Annotated in this window: 16 protein-coding genes; 10 read left to right on the top strand and 6 right to left on the bottom strand. The window is 48.1% G+C overall.

The genetic code is table 11. The features are described 5' to 3' along the window. Positions 1-95 precede the first annotated feature (95 nt). Complete coding sequence (locus KNO94_RS11955; RefSeq protein ID WP_214779993.1) at positions 96-479, top strand: hypothetical protein; 384 nt, start codon at positions 96-98, stop codon at positions 477-479. A 31-nt stretch (positions 480-510) separates the two neighbouring features. On the opposite strand, the gene KNO94_RS11960 is transcribed toward KNO94_RS11955, so the two are convergent. After that, positions 511-1,119, bottom strand: a complete 609-nt coding sequence (locus KNO94_RS11960) for a TetR/AcrR family transcriptional regulator (protein ID WP_214779995.1) — start codon at positions 1,117-1,119, stop codon at positions 511-513. A gap of 171 nt (positions 1,120-1,290) precedes the next feature. Between KNO94_RS11960 and KNO94_RS11965 the strand changes: the two genes are divergently transcribed. Then, entirely contained in the window at positions 1,291-2,019 is a 729-nt protein-coding gene (locus tag KNO94_RS11965; protein ID WP_214779997.1) for an ABC transporter ATP-binding protein, read from the top strand. Beyond that, entirely contained in the window at positions 2,012-3,025 is a 1,014-nt protein-coding gene (locus KNO94_RS11970) for an ABC transporter permease (RefSeq protein ID WP_214779998.1), read from the top strand. Before KNO94_RS11965 ends, KNO94_RS11970 begins: the two co-directional genes overlap by 8 nt. Before the next feature lie 198 nt (positions 3,026-3,223). Here KNO94_RS11970 and KNO94_RS11975 read toward each other — a convergent pair whose 3' ends face one another. Both KNO94_RS11975 and KNO94_RS11980 read right to left on the bottom strand, forming a co-directional pair. After that, complete coding sequence (locus KNO94_RS11975) at positions 3,224-3,850, bottom strand: glucosaminidase domain-containing protein (RefSeq protein ID WP_214780000.1); 627 nt, start codon at positions 3,848-3,850, stop codon at positions 3,224-3,226. A gap of 140 nt (positions 3,851-3,990) precedes the next feature. Then, positions 3,991-5,487 (bottom strand): MDR family MFS transporter, encoded by a 1,497-nt coding sequence (locus tag KNO94_RS11980; RefSeq protein ID WP_214780002.1) that lies wholly within the window; start codon positions 5,485-5,487, stop codon positions 3,991-3,993. A 164-nt stretch (positions 5,488-5,651) separates the two neighbouring features. Here KNO94_RS11980 and KNO94_RS11985 point away from each other — a divergent pair, with 164 nt between their 5' ends. The 7 genes from KNO94_RS11985 (at position 5,652) to KNO94_RS12015 (ending at position 12,798) form a co-directional block, all read left to right on the top strand. Continuing rightward, a complete protein-coding gene (locus KNO94_RS11985; RefSeq protein ID WP_214742936.1) occupies positions 5,652-6,524 on the top strand; it encodes a TetR/AcrR family transcriptional regulator in 873 nt (290 codons plus the stop codon). Positions 6,525-6,670: 146 nt separating this feature from the next. After that, positions 6,671-7,684 carry a LacI family DNA-binding transcriptional regulator gene (locus KNO94_RS11990; RefSeq protein ID WP_015880661.1) on the top strand — a complete coding sequence of 338 codons (1,014 nt, stop codon included), beginning with the start codon at positions 6,671-6,673 and terminating at the stop codon, positions 7,682-7,684. A 202-nt stretch (positions 7,685-7,886) separates the two neighbouring features. Then, entirely contained in the window at positions 7,887-9,194 is a 1,308-nt protein-coding gene (locus tag KNO94_RS11995; RefSeq protein WP_214780004.1) for an ABC transporter substrate-binding protein, read from the top strand. A gap of 59 nt (positions 9,195-9,253) precedes the next feature. Continuing rightward, positions 9,254-10,156 carry a carbohydrate ABC transporter permease gene (locus tag KNO94_RS12000; protein WP_214780006.1) on the top strand — a complete coding sequence of 301 codons (903 nt, stop codon included), beginning with the start codon at positions 9,254-9,256 and terminating at the stop codon, positions 10,154-10,156. Between the two features lie 3 nt (positions 10,157-10,159). Beyond that, complete coding sequence (locus KNO94_RS12005) at positions 10,160-11,089, top strand: carbohydrate ABC transporter permease (protein ID WP_214742933.1); 930 nt, start codon at positions 10,160-10,162, stop codon at positions 11,087-11,089. Between the two features lie 24 nt (positions 11,090-11,113). Then, positions 11,114-12,466, top strand: a complete 1,353-nt coding sequence (locus KNO94_RS12010; protein ID WP_214780008.1) for a GH1 family beta-glucosidase — start codon at positions 11,114-11,116, stop codon at positions 12,464-12,466. 86 nt (positions 12,467-12,552) lie between these two features. Then, positions 12,553-12,798, top strand: a complete 246-nt coding sequence (locus KNO94_RS12015; RefSeq protein ID WP_214742931.1) for a hypothetical protein — start codon at positions 12,553-12,555, stop codon at positions 12,796-12,798. 33 nt (positions 12,799-12,831) lie between these two features. Here KNO94_RS12015 and KNO94_RS12020 read toward each other — a convergent pair whose 3' ends face one another. From KNO94_RS12020 to KNO94_RS12030, 3 genes are all read right to left on the bottom strand, one after another. Then, positions 12,832-13,794 (bottom strand): quinone oxidoreductase family protein, encoded by a 963-nt coding sequence (locus KNO94_RS12020; RefSeq protein ID WP_214780086.1) that lies wholly within the window; start codon positions 13,792-13,794, stop codon positions 12,832-12,834. Between the two features lie 76 nt (positions 13,795-13,870). Beyond that, the gene (locus KNO94_RS12025; RefSeq protein WP_214780010.1) at positions 13,871-14,449 is read right to left on the bottom strand and encodes a hypothetical protein; all 579 of its coding nucleotides are present in this window, start codon (positions 14,447-14,449) and stop codon (positions 13,871-13,873) included. Further along, a complete protein-coding gene (locus tag KNO94_RS12030) occupies positions 14,446-14,772 on the bottom strand; it encodes a hypothetical protein (RefSeq protein ID WP_214780011.1) in 327 nt (108 codons plus the stop codon). Before KNO94_RS12030 ends, KNO94_RS12025 begins: the two co-directional genes overlap by 4 nt. Positions 14,773-14,819: the final 47 nt, after the last annotated feature.

A 14,819-nucleotide genomic window follows, 5' to 3' on the forward strand; every position in this document is an offset into this window, starting at 1 on the left:
TACGGATTTGCCACATCCACAAAGATGTCATCCCTGAACCGGGAAAAGTTTTGTATAGTAAGGGAACAGAGACTGAACGAAAGTAGGAATCTAAGATGATCGTAAAAACAATCACGCTTCACTTTGCGAACGGCGACGAGATCAGCATCCCGTTTGATGATATTGAATCGTGTCGGATGCATGATATTCAAGACGGAATGCGTCTTACGGCGGGTGGTCAGTTGATCAAAGAAAAGGTGATGCACGGGCTCGATCTCGTGCTAAAAAACTCAGCAAACCAACTAGAATGGGATGGTCCAGATAGACCGTTTGACCGTATCCTAGGTATGTCGGATTTACAACATCTCGCCTTCGAGTTTGAAGGGATGCGAGGAAAGTCATACCGCATCGCATGGCATGATCTAGAAGCGGTGCAAAATGCTTACCAGACGACAACTGAAGAAAATGGGAACCTGCACGTGCACGTTCGGGTTTCGTAAAAATAGCCTCTCGCAATATGTGCGGGAGGCTTTATTCGTTTGACTTCACGCCGCCTGCGACGAGTGGTCCTTCATAGGTGATTGTATAAATAATCCGGGAGATGTCTTCCGCTGTTTCTTCTGCGGACGGATTGTTCAACCACTCGTAGATGACACCCATGTGAGCCGAAGACAGATAGGCGACGAGATATGGAGGCGGGACCATCATCTTGTTCGGATCAAACAAGGTTACCGGGGAGCGCTGAAACAAGGCCGCCTGCATGAACTTTCGAAGCTTTGCCTGAAACGTCGGATCTCCGTTCGGTCCGAGGAGTGGCTTCATGATGATTTGGTTGTCTTCGATGAAACGAATAAACGGAACGAGATAATGATACGACTTGTCAGTTCGCTCGTCTCCAAAGATGTGCGGGAGATGGTGAATCAACTTTTGTTCAGCCTCTTCAAAGATCTCGTCGACGCATTTTTCCATCAACTCGAACTTATCTACATAGTGGCTATAAAAGGTTCCCCGATTGATGCCGGCTCGTTCAGTCAATTGCTTGACGGTGACGGCTTCAAATCCCTGATCTTCAATGAGACTAAAGAAGGCATCTTTGATCAATTTTTTCGTTCGGATGACGCGTAAATCGGTTTGTTCCATATTATTTCTCCTTTTCCTCAACACATTCATTGCATCTGTCGGAAAACCGACACGATGACCGATATTGACGATTGTTGCCACCGTGAACGAGGACTATACTGAACATATAAACCAACACGGTGTCGATTATCTTGAGTATACACGATGAGGCGCCGAAAAGGAGTGACAGAAATGAATATTCAATTGCAACACGTCGAGAAGTCGTTCGGTGACCAACTCGCCATCGACAACATCGACTTCACCATCCCATCCGGAGAGATTTGTTGCTTACTCGGACCCTCTGGATCGGGGAAGACGACCCTCATCCGACTCATGATCGGCGCCCTCGCACCGGATAGAGGAAGTGTTCATATCGGCGAAACGAAGATGCCAAACATGGATATGCTCCAACAAATCGGATTTATGCCGCAGAACGATGGCTTGTACGAAGACTTGTCGGCCGAAGCGAACCTTGCCTTCTTCGGGTCGATTTATAAGTTAGGAAAAAAGGCGCTCCAGGACCGCATCACCGAAGTACTCAATCTGGTCGATTTGGCGAACGACCGGCATAAGCTCGTCCGCAACTTTTCAGGCGGGATGAAAAAACGTCTGTCACTAGCCATTGCCATTTTGCATAAGCCGGACGTCTTGTTTCTTGATGAACCGACAGTCGGAATCGATCCGATTTTACGTCGTCAGATTTGGGATCAGTTTCAGGTGATTCGGAGGGAAGGGACGACCATCATCGTATCAACGCACGTCATGGATGAAGTGCTCGAATGTGACCGGGCCGCACTCGTCTATAATGGACGATTGATCGCCTATGATCATGTGCAGGACTTGCTCGACCAGACCGAGAACGGTCGCGTCGAAGAACTGTTCTTGATTGCTGGGAAAGAGGAGGTGGGTGACCATGCGTAACTTAGCGAAGCGTGTCATCTTTCAGACGTTAAATGATAAGCGAAGCGTCGCCTTGATTTTGATTGCGCCGCTCCTCATTTTGACACTCGTCTACTTCCTACTCGGGGACTCGGATTACGTGCCGACTGTCGTCCTGGACGACAACGCACCCGAACAGCTCGTCGATGCGTTCGAAGACGAGACGCTCGAGGTGGAGCAGGCATCGTTCGACGATCCGAAAGTATATATCGAAGACAATGAACATGTTGATGCCGTGTTTGAAATGAATCAAGAAGGAACGACCATCACGTTACGCGAACCGTCGACGAAGTCGTCAAAGGCGGTTGGCGAGATTCAAGATGCGTTGACGACGCTCAATCCTGCAGCCGAAATTGATACGTCATTCGTCTATGGGGAAGAAGGACAGTCGACGTTCGATTCGTTCGGGTTTGTCTTCCTATCCCTCTTCTCGTTCTTCTTCGTGTTCATCCTATCTGCGATGGCACTCGTCAAAGAACGGAGTGGCGGTACGCTCGAACGACTGTTGATGACCCCAATCAAGCGAGGGCAAGTCATTTTAGGATATACGCTCGGGTACGGAACGTTTGCGGTGATTCAGTCGATTTTCATCGTGCTCTATTCGATTTATGTGCTCGGACTATCTTCTCTTGGAAATATGGCGTGGGTCATGTTGACGATGCTACTCATGGCGGGTACGGCGGTGCTATTCGGGGCAACCATCTCGGTGTTTGCCCGATCGGAATTACAGGTTGTTCAGATGATTCCGTTCACCATCATCCCGCAAGTGTTCTTCTCGGGACTCATCCCGCTCGACTTGATTCCATATGGTCTCGGCAACTTGAGTTACATCATGCCAATCTTCTACGGAGCGACAGCGATCAAGGAAGTAATGGTCTACGGAAGTGGCTTCTCAGGCATCTGGGTGTATTTACTCGGTTTAATTCTCTATGCAGGGGTCTTGTATCTCTTGAATATGCGGGCGCTCGGGAAGTATCGGGGGCATTAAGTTATATAAACGTTAGCGAAGGCTGTGGTACTTATTGAGTGCCATGGCTTTTTGTTTATCCACAAAAAAAGCACTCGGACCATTGTCCGAAATGCTCATTAGCGTTTGAGTAACAACATCACGCCGGTCACGAATAATGCGATTCCGCTCGCGAGTCTAACTTGTTTGCACGTCACGTTCTTTCACCCCTACATTTCCTCATCGTTTTGCTTTAGCGACACGTTTTGGTGTTTTCGACATTTCTTGATAAATCGAAAGAATCTCGGTCCCGTAATTTCCTTTCGGCTGCATGGCCCATTTTTGGTGAAGAGATGGCCACGTTTTCGCAGAGCCTCGCTTGACGAGATGGAAGCGTGGGTCGACTTGTTTCGTGTTCAGTGCATCGTTTGAAGCATATGCTTTTAGATGCTGAATTTGAGCAGTCACCCCTTGTTGTGGGGAACGGAAAAAGTGACCTTTTACACCATTTCCAGTCGTCCCGATTCCAGAGTAGTTATGCTGCTTCGGAAGGACATCGCCACCGTAACGGAAATAACCGGTCTCTTTCAATGCTTGTGCGAATGCAACATCCCCACGAACACCTTCCTTCGCGCCGATGATGACGAAGAGTTTCGCCAAGTCTTCGACAGATGTTTTCGCGAGCCGGACATCACGAGGATTCTTCTTTTTTACGTAATCCGCCATTTGTTGCGGAGTCAAAGCCGATACTCCCATAATAGCACGATTCTGCTTCTTCGGGGCCGCCTCAACGATTGATCCAGTCGATAAAAAAGAAGAGGTAATCAGAAGAAACGCAATCATCAAGCTGAACATTTTTTTCATCATATGTACCCTCCTAAACGAATCCTATCCATTGAGAAATAATACCATATTAGGATTAAATTTTAATTTCAGATTTATTTATAAAGGGAATGAGAAATTAAAAAAGCCGCTCTGAATCAATTCATTCAGAACGGCTTTACCTATTAATTCGCTTGTTTCAACTCTTCAACAGTTTCCACTTGATCATCAAACTTACGAACATCCACGCGTTTCACAAAGAACGCAAGGACGAGTGCCAAGAGGTTCATCCCAAGTGCAACGTAAAATGAATATTGAATCCCAGATAAGAGGGCCTGCTGAGTGATAGCACCCATCGAACTTTCTGTGAGTGTCGCAGGATCAATTCCGGTCATCAATGATTCAGCTTCCGTACGTGTCACCGAGTTCATGATGGTCACGAGTACTGCCGTACCAATCGCACCGGATACTTGTTGTGCCGTGTTGTTGATGGCCGTTCCGTGCGGATTGAGGCGAGTCGGCAATTGGTTCAGTCCATTAGTCATGATGGGCATCATGACCATTGACATCCCGAACATACGCAACGTGTACGTTAAGACGATGTATGTGTAGGTAGAATCAAGTTGGACGTGAGCGAGCATGTACGTCGATACGGCGGTGATGGTCAATCCGGTAATTGCTAATAATTTTGGTCCGAATCGGTCAAACAGTTTACCTGTGATCGGCGACATGATTCCCATGATGATCGCACCAGGGAGAAGCATGAGCCCTGAATCGAGTGGTGAGATGCCACGAACGCTTTGGACATAGGCCGGTGTCAAAATCATACCGGAGAACATGGCGACCGCGTTGACCATCGCAATGACTGACGCGAGTGCGAACATCGGATGTTTGTAAGCACGCAAGTCGAGTAATGGTTTTTCCATATGGAGCTGGCGATAGATGAATACGATCAACGAGATGGCACCGATAATCATCGTCGCCAAGACGATTGGGTTATCCCAGCCGTCCGAGCTTGCTGAACTGACACCGTACAAAATCCCACCAAATCCGAGTGTCGATAAGACGAGTGACAAGTAATCGAGTGACTGATCTTTATTTTGGACCATGACGTTCTCTGCTTTCCAAACGGCGAGCGCGAGACCGATGACGGCGAGCGGTAAAATCATTTCGAATAAGACGCGCCAATCATAGTACTCGACGATGTAACCGGAAAGTGTCGGTCCAATCGCAGGAGCTGAAATCATGACGAGCCCGAAGATTCCCATCGCCATTCCCCGTTTTTCACGAGGGAAGCTGACGAGCATGACGTTCATTAAGAGTGGTCCCATTGTCGAGGCTCCGACGGCTTGAATCATCCGACCGCTCAACAACCAGCCAAAGCTTGGTGAAAATGCGGCGATCGCCGTACCGATGGCGAAGATACTCATCGAGGTGATGAACAAGCTTCGGTTAGAAAAACGAGTGATCAAATAGGCGGATGCCGGGACGAGTACACCTGTCACGAGCATAAAGCCTGTCGCGAGCCATTGAACGGTCGAGTAGTCTGCAATCTCGAGGTCGACCATGATCGATGGGAGCGCGACGTTGAGTAATGAGTTGTTTAAAAATGCGATAAACGCACCCGCAAAGAGGACCGCCAACATGACGTAAGGCGGTTTCTTTTGGAATTCTGGTTTCATATGGATGGCTCCTTTATTTTCTAAATAGTTATGTGTTGGTAAGTGTCGATGAAATGATTTTATACCCGTTGTATAAATAAAGCAACCATTTTGTACTATTAGTCTAAAAAGGTTTTCGGTGCTATAGTAGATATACAAACTAGACAGAACGGAGTCATGAAGTAATGAAAGAGAAAAAGAGAAAAGTCGCCGATATTGCCATGTCTCTCTTCATCGAAAATGGGGTACAGCATACATCGGTGCAAGAGATTATCGATCGTGCCAACATCTCCAAAGGGACGTTTTATAACTACTTCTCATCGAAGACGGATTGTGTCGCCAGTATCCTCGAGAACTTACGATATGATGCAGGGCAACGCCGGATTGAGATGCAGATGGGGCGCGACAAACGAGATCGTGACGTCTTCATCGAGCAAATCTCGATATTGATTCAATTGAACGAAGAACGGAACTTGCATGCGTTATTTGAATCGATCATGTCGTCAAACGAGAATGAATTGAAGAAACTTGTACTTCAACATCGCATTTATGAGATTGAATGGATTGCGATGCGTTTGACGGAAATTATCGGGGAGGAAGTAAGACCGTATTCGATGGAATTGACGGTGCTCTTCAACGGAATGTTGCAACATATCTTGTTCACGAACCGGATCACAAATGCCGCTTACTCTCCTCAAAAAGTGGTGCGGAGTTTATACACATATGTCGAATTGATTGCCGCTCGGATGATGGAGACAGGAGAGCACGTTTTGAACCCGGTCACGGTCGATCAAATGCGTGGAACGACAGATAAACATCTCATTACGATCGAAGAATTGATTGAGATGGCTGCTCGTATCGAAGAGCATGTCGAGATGACGGAAGAACAGCGTGATTTGTTCGATGCGATTTCATTCGAGCTCAAACAAGAGCGTCTTCGAAAAATCGTGTTAGAGCAATTGTTGAAGCCGTTCCAGCGTCTATTTAAAGGCGTGACGGGCGAGACGGAAGTACAAAAGTTTACGAATCTCGTGTGGTTGTATACGCGGACACATTAAGGACAAAAATTTCTCGATACAGTAATATAGAAGAAACAAGGAATGGAAAAAAGAATCAAAAAGTTTCCTCGAAAAAGAATTGATTCCTACAAATCCATACGCTACAATCAAATTACCGAAAGCGCTTTCGGGAAGAGGAGAATGACATGGGTACGATTTATGATTTAGCCAAAAAAACAGGATTCTCAATCACGACAGTGTCCAAAGCGTTGAACAATTATAAAGACGTGAGTGACAAGACGAGAGCGAAGATTCTTCAAGCCGCTGCTGAGATGGACTACTTGCCGAACGCACATGCCCAGTCGTTATCGACGAAAAAATCATGGGCGATCGGGGTCATGTTCTCAGAAGCGAATGAAGTCGGGATGAAACACCCGTTCTTCAACGGGATCATCGAAAGTTTTCGTCACGCGACAGAGGAGCAAGGCTATGATTTGATCTTCGCCTCGCGGAATCTGCGCAATCGTGACATGAGTTACCTCGAACACTTTAAACACCGTGCGGTCGACGGCATCGTCGTCATCTGCTCGGACCGAATGGATGAACAAGTTCAAGAGCTCATGCGAAGCGACATCCCGATCGTCGTCGTCGATATGGACAGCGCCAACTGTAGCGTCGTCTATTCCGATAACATCGAAGGGGCACGTCTCGCCGTGAATTATCTGTATGAACTCGGTCACCGAAAAATTGCCCACATCGCTGGGGATGAAACGATTGACGCCGGAGCAGCTCGAATCAAAGGATATGAACTTGCGATGCAAGAACTGGACCTTCCGATTCGACCAGGCTACCTCGTCAACGCCGGTTTCTTCTCGGTTGAGGAAGGCAAGCAAGCGATGGAACGATTGCTTGAACTAGACGATCAACCGACTGCAGTCTTTGTGGCCGGGGATCAAATGGCAATCGGTGTCATCGAAGCCATTCACGAACATGGTCTTCATGTCCCGAATGACATCTCAGTCATCGGATATGATGACATTGAAATGATTCAATATATCACGCCGAAACTGACCACGATTCGCCAAGATACGGACGAAATCGGGGAAGCGGCAGCAGAACTTTTACTTGAACAAATGACCGCGAAAGAGCGACTCACTGAACGTCGCGTCATTCCGGTACGCTTAGTCGAACGGGCATCTTGTGCACCGGTCAAACAGTGATTTATAGCCAATGATATTTCGAAGTCGCTCTCTTTTCTTCAGCAGATGGAGAAGGGAGCGCGATTTCGAAAGTCATTTTTAAAGAAAATCGAAACCGCTTTCGATATTTTATTTTCGGATATACCGAAAGCGCTTTCGAGAATTATTTACCTCTTCTTGCAAGCGCTTTCTAATACTACTTATAAAAGGATGGGAACAACACATGCGTAAACTTGTTAGCTTACTTACCATTGGAGCACTTTCAGTCGGTGTCTTGAGCGCTTGCTCTGACGGCAGCGAAGGATCATCTTCAGAAGGTTCAAAAGATGATGTCTTAAAAATTTGGTCATTCACGGATGAATTGAAAGAACCAATCAAAACATTCGAAGAGCGTAACGGCGTGAAAGTCGAATTGACAATCGTACCGACAGCTGACTACGCAACGAAGTTGAAGCCAGCTCTTGAAAGTGGCGTCGGCGCACCGGACGTCTTCACGGGTGAAATCGCGTTCCTTAAACAATGGATCGACGCTGGTTACTGGGAAAACCTTTCGGAAGAACCATACAACGCAGAAGAAGTGTCGAAAGACATCGTTCCTTACGTATTCGACCTCGGGAAAGACAAAGACGGAAACGTTCGTGCCCTTTCATGGCAAACTACTCCGGGTGGGATTTACTACAAACGTAGCATCGCGAAAGAAGCACTCGGTACAGATGACCCGGCTGAAGTCGGCGAAATGATGAGCTCGATGGACGGACTCTTCGAAGTCGGTGAAAAACTTAAAGATAAAGGCTACAAACTCTTCCCGGACGAAGGTTCAATCCGTTGGTTCGCACAAGGCGATGACCCACAAGCTTGGGTAAACGAAGACAATGAACTTGTCTTGACTGAAGGGAAAGAAAACTACTTCGACTACGCGAAAGAACTTCGCGAAAATAACTTAACTGCTCTCGCACCAGAATGGTCACCATCTTGGTTCGAAGGAATGGACAAACCGATCAAAGTAAAAGAAGGCGGCAAAGAAACGGAAACGGAAGTCTTCTCTTACGTTCTCCCAACTTGGGGTCTCCACTCTGTCTTGAAAGAAAACGCGAAAGACACTGCTGGTGACTGGGCTGTAACAAGCGGACCGAGCCCATACTTCTGGGGCGGTACATGGGTCGGAATCTACAAAGACTCTAAACATAAAGAAGAAGCTTATGACTTCATCAAACTCATGACACAAGATGAAGAGTTCTTGACTGAATGGGCGAAAGAAACAGGTGACGTCCTTGCGTTCAACCCAGTTACAGACAAAATCAAAGATGACTTCAGCGATGAGTTCCTCGGTGGACAGAACAACTACGAGTTCTTCCTTGGCGAAGCAGAATCGATCAAACCAGGGATCGTTACGAAATACGACCAACAGCTCGACACGCTTTACGGAGCGGCAGTTAACTCTTACGTAGAAGGTAAGAAGACGAAAGACGAAGCATTGAAAGAATTCAAGAAACAAGTTAAAAACGCTTACCCAGACATCGTTGTTGACTGACGATGACCAACACGAGGGAGGAAACTCCTCCCTCGGTTCTTATGGAAGGAGAAATACACGTGAAAAAATTAAATCGTTACGGCTATCTGTTCATCGCCCCGTTCTGGGTCGTCTTCTTGACGTTTAGCATTTATCCGGTTTTTTTGACGCTTTACTATAGCTTCACGAACTACACCGGTAGCCCAGGAGAAGAGATTGTCGGATTTGCGAACTATACACGGTTGTTGACGGACACATACTTCATCGAAGCGTTTTTCAACACCATCAAGATTTGGGGAGTCAACTTCGCCTTGCAGATGGGAATGGCCCTTTTATTGGCGCTCTTATTCTCAGATCTCCGTTTGAAGCTAAAAGGATTAAACTTCTTCCGTTCATTCTTCTATCTTCCAAACTTGATCACAATCAGCTCGGTCGCGCTTTTGTTCGGTATTTTGCTCGACTGGCAGCATGGTTCACTCAACATGGTGTTGATGAAAATCGGTTTGATCTCCAATCCGATCGACTGGTTGGCAGAACCCGTGACGGCACAGTTATCCGTCTCACTCATCTTGACATGGATGTGGTTCGGTCACTCCTTCATCATCGTCATGGCGGGTGTTTCAGGAATCTCAACAGATTACTTTGAAGCCGCTCACATTGACGGTGCGAACCGTTGGCAAATGTTTACGAAAGTGACGTTGCCGCTCTTGAAACCAATTCTTCTCTACATCATGATCACATCGCTCATCGGTGGACTTCAATTGTTCGACCTTCCGATGTTGATCACTGATGGAATCGGTTCGCCAGACGGTTCATTGAACACGATGGTGCTTTACTTGTATAACCAAGCCTTCAAGTACAACAACTACGGCTACGCATCTGCGGTCGCTTACGGCTTATTCTTGATCACGCTCATCTTCTCGGCGATCGTCTTCAAAGGTATGTTCCGCAACGAACGCGCAACACAGAAGAAGGGGGCGTAAGCGATGGAACAAAATGCAGAAACACGGCGAATGCTTCCTGATAGCGAAGCGCAGCCAAAGCGTAAAGAAGACCGTCCACTCAAAGTGGCGCCACCTAAAAAACAAAAGTCGAAGCATCGTGTTGTGCGAGGCTTGATCTATGCAAGCTTGGTTATATTGGCGATTATCTGCTTCATCCCGTTCTTAATGATGATCATCAACGCGACTCGGACGAACGGAGAAGTCATTTCTGGTTTCACTCTAATCCCTGGTACAGCATTGCTCGATAACTACGCTACCTTGAGCGAGTACATCAACATCTGGACCGGCTTTAAAAACAGCTTGATCATCTCGGTATCGGTCACGGTACTTTCGGGCTACTTCTCAGCCCTTACAGCGTATGGATTCACGTTCTACAACTTCAAAGGGAAGAATGCGATGTTCATCTTCATGCTCGTCATGATGATGGTGCCGGCACAACTCGGACTCATCGGATTCTACGAAATCTCAAAGACGCTTAGAATTCTCGATACGTTCATTCCCTTGATCGTCCCGGCGATTGCGACACCGTTCACGGTCTTCTTCATCCGTCAGTACACACAAGCGACCCTTCATATCAGTTTGATCGAAGCGGCACGGATTGACGGTGCGAGCGAGTTGCGCATTTTCCACACGATCGCGCTCCCGATGATGATGCCAGCGATTGCGACGATGTCGATCTTCACGTTCATCGGCTCGTGGAACAACTACTTGATGCCACTTGTCCTCTTGTTCTCTCCTGAGAAATACACGTTGCCTGTCTTGATGGGCTTCTTGAAAGGATCACAAGTCGCAGAAAACCTTGGCGCGCTTTACCTAGGCATCGCGATCTCGGTCGTACCGATCATGATTGCCTTCTTGTTCCTCTCGAAGTACATCGTCAGCAGTATTTCGGCAGGTGCTGTCAAAGAATAAATATAGAGAAAAGAGGAAAACACTATGCATTTTAAGAAAGACTTCGTATTCGGGACAGCCACGTCCTCGTACCAAATTGAAGGCGCACATAATGAAGGGGGCCGTACTCCTTCCATCTGGGATATGTTCTGTGACATCGACGGGCGCGTGTTTGAAAAGCATAACGGCGATGTCGCATGTGACCACTACCATCGTTACGAGGAAGACATCCAGCATATCAAAAAGCTAGGTGTCGACACGTATCGATTCTCCATCGCGTGGCCACGCATCTTCCCTGCCAAGGGAGAGTACAACCCAGAAGGTATGGCGTTCTACAAAAACTTGGCGATGCGTCTCCGTGAAGAAGGAATCAAACCAGCCGTCACGATTTACCACTGGGACCTTCCGATGTGGGCTCACGAAGAAGGTGGCTGGGTCAACCGTGAATCGGTCGACTGGTTCCTCGATTATGCGAAAGTCTGTTTTGAAGAGCTTGATGACATCGTCGACTCTTGGATCACTCACAATGAGCCTTGGTGTGCCGGCTTCCTCGGCTACCATGTCGGTGTTCACGCACCGGGTCACCGTGACATGAACGAAGCGGTACGCGCCGTGCACCACATCTTGTTGTCGCACGGAAAAGCGGTCGAATTGTTGAAGCGAGAGATGACGTCCACGACCCCGATCGGCATCACGCTCAACTTGTCACCGATGTACGCGAAGACGGATTCGGCGAATGACCGCCTTGCGATGAACAATGCCGACGGGTATTCGAATCGCTGGTTCCTCGATCCCGTCTTCAAAGGTGAGTATCCGGTCGACATGATGAACTTGTTCTCCAAATATGTGCATAACTTCGATTTCATCCAAACGGGTGATATGGAGACGATCTCGACAGCTTGCGATTTCTTCGGTATCAATTTCTACAGCCGAGGCATTGTCGAGTTCAACGCAGCAAATGATTTCTTGAAGGCAGACGCTTACTCGGACTACGAAAAGACGGGCATGGGCTGGGATATCGCCCCGTACGAATTCAAAGACCTGATCCGTCGTTTACGCGCCGAGTATACTGACCTTCCGATCTACATCACAGAAAACGGCGCCGCATTTGACGACGTGCTGGAAAATGGCGAAGTCCATGACGATAACCGGATCGACTACGTCCGCCAGCACCTCGAAGCCGTCTCTGACTTGAACGATGAAGGCATGAACATTCAAGGCTACTACCTCTGGTCACTCATGGATAACTTCGAATGGAGCTTCGGATACGAGAAGCGCTTCGGAATCCTCTATATCGACTTTGAGACACAAGAGCGTATCTGGAAAGACAGCGCGAAGTGGTATGCCGATGTCATCGCCGACCATAAAGCCAAACACGCGGATAGCGTCGAGGCGTAACATGTATCCATCCCTGCCGCTACGGGGATGGATTTTTTGTGTGGAATCCTTCTGATTTGGGAACGGGGATAGGGGAGGGATATTCTATGAAACGAGAATTTTCAACATACGAAGTGACGGGCTATGACGACCAAGGAAAAATCAAGTTCGTTCATTTGAGAGAAGGGGAGTTCGTGTTGCCGGTTGAGATCAAGGGAGATGACTTACGAAAAATCAAGAAGATGATAGAGCTCAACCCGGGTGTGACCGTGATTGTCCATGCGGCGATTGACCAGAGACGGATGCGACTTTTAGAGGTTGACGGGTATTCGCTTCGAAAAGAGGATATGTAAAAACGCCAGCACCGAAAACGGGCTGGCGTTTGTTTATGGGATCAAGAGGATCTTCCCTTGGCTCTTCCGACTCTCTAAAAAGGCGTGGGCCGATGCCCCATCTGACAAAGCGAACGTTGTCGGTGGTGGAATGACGAGTGAACCGTCTTCGATCCAGCTGAACAATTCGTGTGACCGGCGAATCCGTTCCTCTTTTGAGGTGAGGACGTTCCATAAGTCACCACCCGTCAACGTCTTCGACGTATCCATGAGCATGCGTGGGTCTACTGGTGTTGGGTCACCTCCGGCCATGCCGTAGAAGACGACCGTCCCGCCAATCCGAGTCGCTTCGAAACTATCCTCTAATGTCGAACCGACCGAGTCATAGGCGACATTGGCACCGTGACCATCCGTGGCGTCACGAATCGCTTCGACCCATGCTTCGTCATAACGATAGGCACGGGCGCCATGTGTTTGGACCGTCGCCACTTTTTCGGCTGTGGACGTGAGACCGATGACTCGTCCGCCGAGGCGTTGAATCATTTGCGTCAACAGTTGACCGACACCACCAGCGGCAGCGTGTACGATCGCGACATCGTCAGGTTGAATCCGATAGCTGTCATGAACGAGGTAATGGGCCGTCAATCCTTGAAGCATGGTCGATGCGGCTGTTTCGAATGAGATGGCATCTGGAAGAGGAATCGCTTTGTCGAGCGGAACGGCAACAAATTCTGCGTTGGCGTGCGGGACATCGGCAAAGGCAATGCGGTCCCCGACTTGAAGCGAGGTGACGTTCGCCCCGATTGCTTCGACGACACCGGTTCCTTCATATCCGAGAATGTGTGGCGGTTCTCCGACGAGATGATAGTTGCCTTTCCGGCGATACACATCGGCATAATTCAATCCGATGGCTTTTGTGCGGACCAATACTTCATCGACTTGTGGCGTCGGTGTCGGGACTTCTTCATATGTTAGGACGTCCGGGCCACCAAATTGATGAAAGACGAGTGCCTTCATGCTGATCACTTCCTTCGTTAGATTCATTCAAACTATAGCATACGGTTCACGATTCGCTCGTGGTCATGCACAAAAGTCACCGACCATGAAACGGTTCGGTGACTTCGTTGGATTGACTGATGCGTTTGACTCGTTTCAATACGTCCCGTTTCGATAAATCCGGGTAATCATGCTGGATGCGTTCGACGCAGGACACGATGGTTTCGGTTCGTAACAGGTGGATAATCTGCTGATCGATTGAATCGAGTTCGAGAGGTACGTCTTCTTTCGAACTCTCCCGATTCAGCCAAAATGATGCACCGAATAAGTGCACGAATACAATCGCCATGACGGTGAACGTCGATAAATCGATAGACGGAAAGAAGGTAAGTACGACGTATAAACTAACCCCGCTCACGATTCCGTGAAGGATTGTATCGAGTAGACGCGGCACGTTCACATGACTAAACGAGCGTAACGCTCCCGTTAACCCATCAACAAACAAACTGAGGATCGTCGACAATAGGTAGAAACAACCGAGCATAGCGAGTGTCGATAGGACTGGGAACGATGTGTCTTCAAGTAAATAGATGAGAATCAAATCGACGGCAAGTAGCGGGGAGAGGACGAGAGTTAGAATCAATGCGCCCCAACCGAGGCCTGTCACAACCTTCATGAGATGTGAGCCCGATACCGTCCGAGCGCGATGAATGCAGCAATCAGACAGACCATATGTAGCACAACCCCGATGAGCATGGCGTACGGGATGATGGACTGGAAGCCAAGACCGAATGCGAGGGCGGCACTCGATAAGATGATGAAGCTCGCTGTATAATTTCGGACGGTTCTTTTCTGCTTATTCGCATGTGCCACGGAGTATCCGGCAATGAGTAAAAAGATGGGAGACAACATGATCGGGTAGATCGATTGAAACATCAGTCCGAGTAATCCGGTCAGACCCGCAAGGACAGCGAATATAGAAGGGTAGTGGGCTTTCAAATTTCCAACTCCTTAACTCTTTTCCCTAAATATAACAGCCCTCCTCA

The organism is Exiguobacterium sp. s22, assembly GCF_018617455.1.
Lineage (GTDB): Bacteria > Bacillota > Bacilli > Exiguobacteriales > Exiguobacteriaceae > Exiguobacterium.

Bases quoted from the DNA above. Each gene is read 5' to 3' on its own strand.
- KNO94_RS11970 (WP_214779998.1), top strand. From the start codon at position 2,012: ATGCGTAACTTAGCGAAGCGTGTCATCTTTCAGACGTTAAATGATAAG.
- KNO94_RS11965 (WP_214779997.1), top strand. From the start codon at position 1,291: ATGAATATTCAATTGCAACACGTCGAGAAGTCGTTCGGTGACCAACTC.
- KNO94_RS12010 (WP_214780008.1), top strand. From the start codon at position 11,114: ATGCATTTTAAGAAAGACTTCGTATTCGGGACAGCCACGTCCTCGTAC.
- KNO94_RS12020 (WP_214780086.1), bottom strand. From the start codon at position 13,794: ATGAAGGCACTCGTCTTTCATCAATTTGGTGGCCCGGACGTCCTAACA.
- KNO94_RS11960 (WP_214779995.1), bottom strand. From the start codon at position 1,119: ATGGAACAAACCGATTTACGCGTCATCCGAACGAAAAAATTGATCAAA.
- KNO94_RS11985 (WP_214742936.1), top strand. From the start codon at position 5,652: ATGAAAGAGAAAAAGAGAAAAGTCGCCGATATTGCCATGTCTCTCTTC.
- KNO94_RS11955 (WP_214779993.1), top strand. From the start codon at position 96: ATGATCGTAAAAACAATCACGCTTCACTTTGCGAACGGCGACGAGATC.
- KNO94_RS11975 (WP_214780000.1), bottom strand. From the start codon at position 3,850: ATGATGAAAAAAATGTTCAGCTTGATGATTGCGTTTCTTCTGATTACC.
- KNO94_RS12005 (WP_214742933.1), top strand. From the start codon at position 10,160: ATGGAACAAAATGCAGAAACACGGCGAATGCTTCCTGATAGCGAAGCG.
- KNO94_RS11980 (WP_214780002.1), bottom strand. From the start codon at position 5,487: ATGAAACCAGAATTCCAAAAGAAACCGCCTTACGTCATGTTGGCGGTC.
- KNO94_RS11995 (WP_214780004.1), top strand. From the start codon at position 7,887: ATGCGTAAACTTGTTAGCTTACTTACCATTGGAGCACTTTCAGTCGGT.
- KNO94_RS12015 (WP_214742931.1), top strand. From the start codon at position 12,553: ATGAAACGAGAATTTTCAACATACGAAGTGACGGGCTATGACGACCAA.
- KNO94_RS11990 (WP_015880661.1), top strand. From the start codon at position 6,671: ATGGGTACGATTTATGATTTAGCCAAAAAAACAGGATTCTCAATCACG.
- KNO94_RS12025 (WP_214780010.1), bottom strand. From the start codon at position 14,449: ATGAAGGTTGTGACAGGCCTCGGTTGGGGCGCATTGATTCTAACTCTC.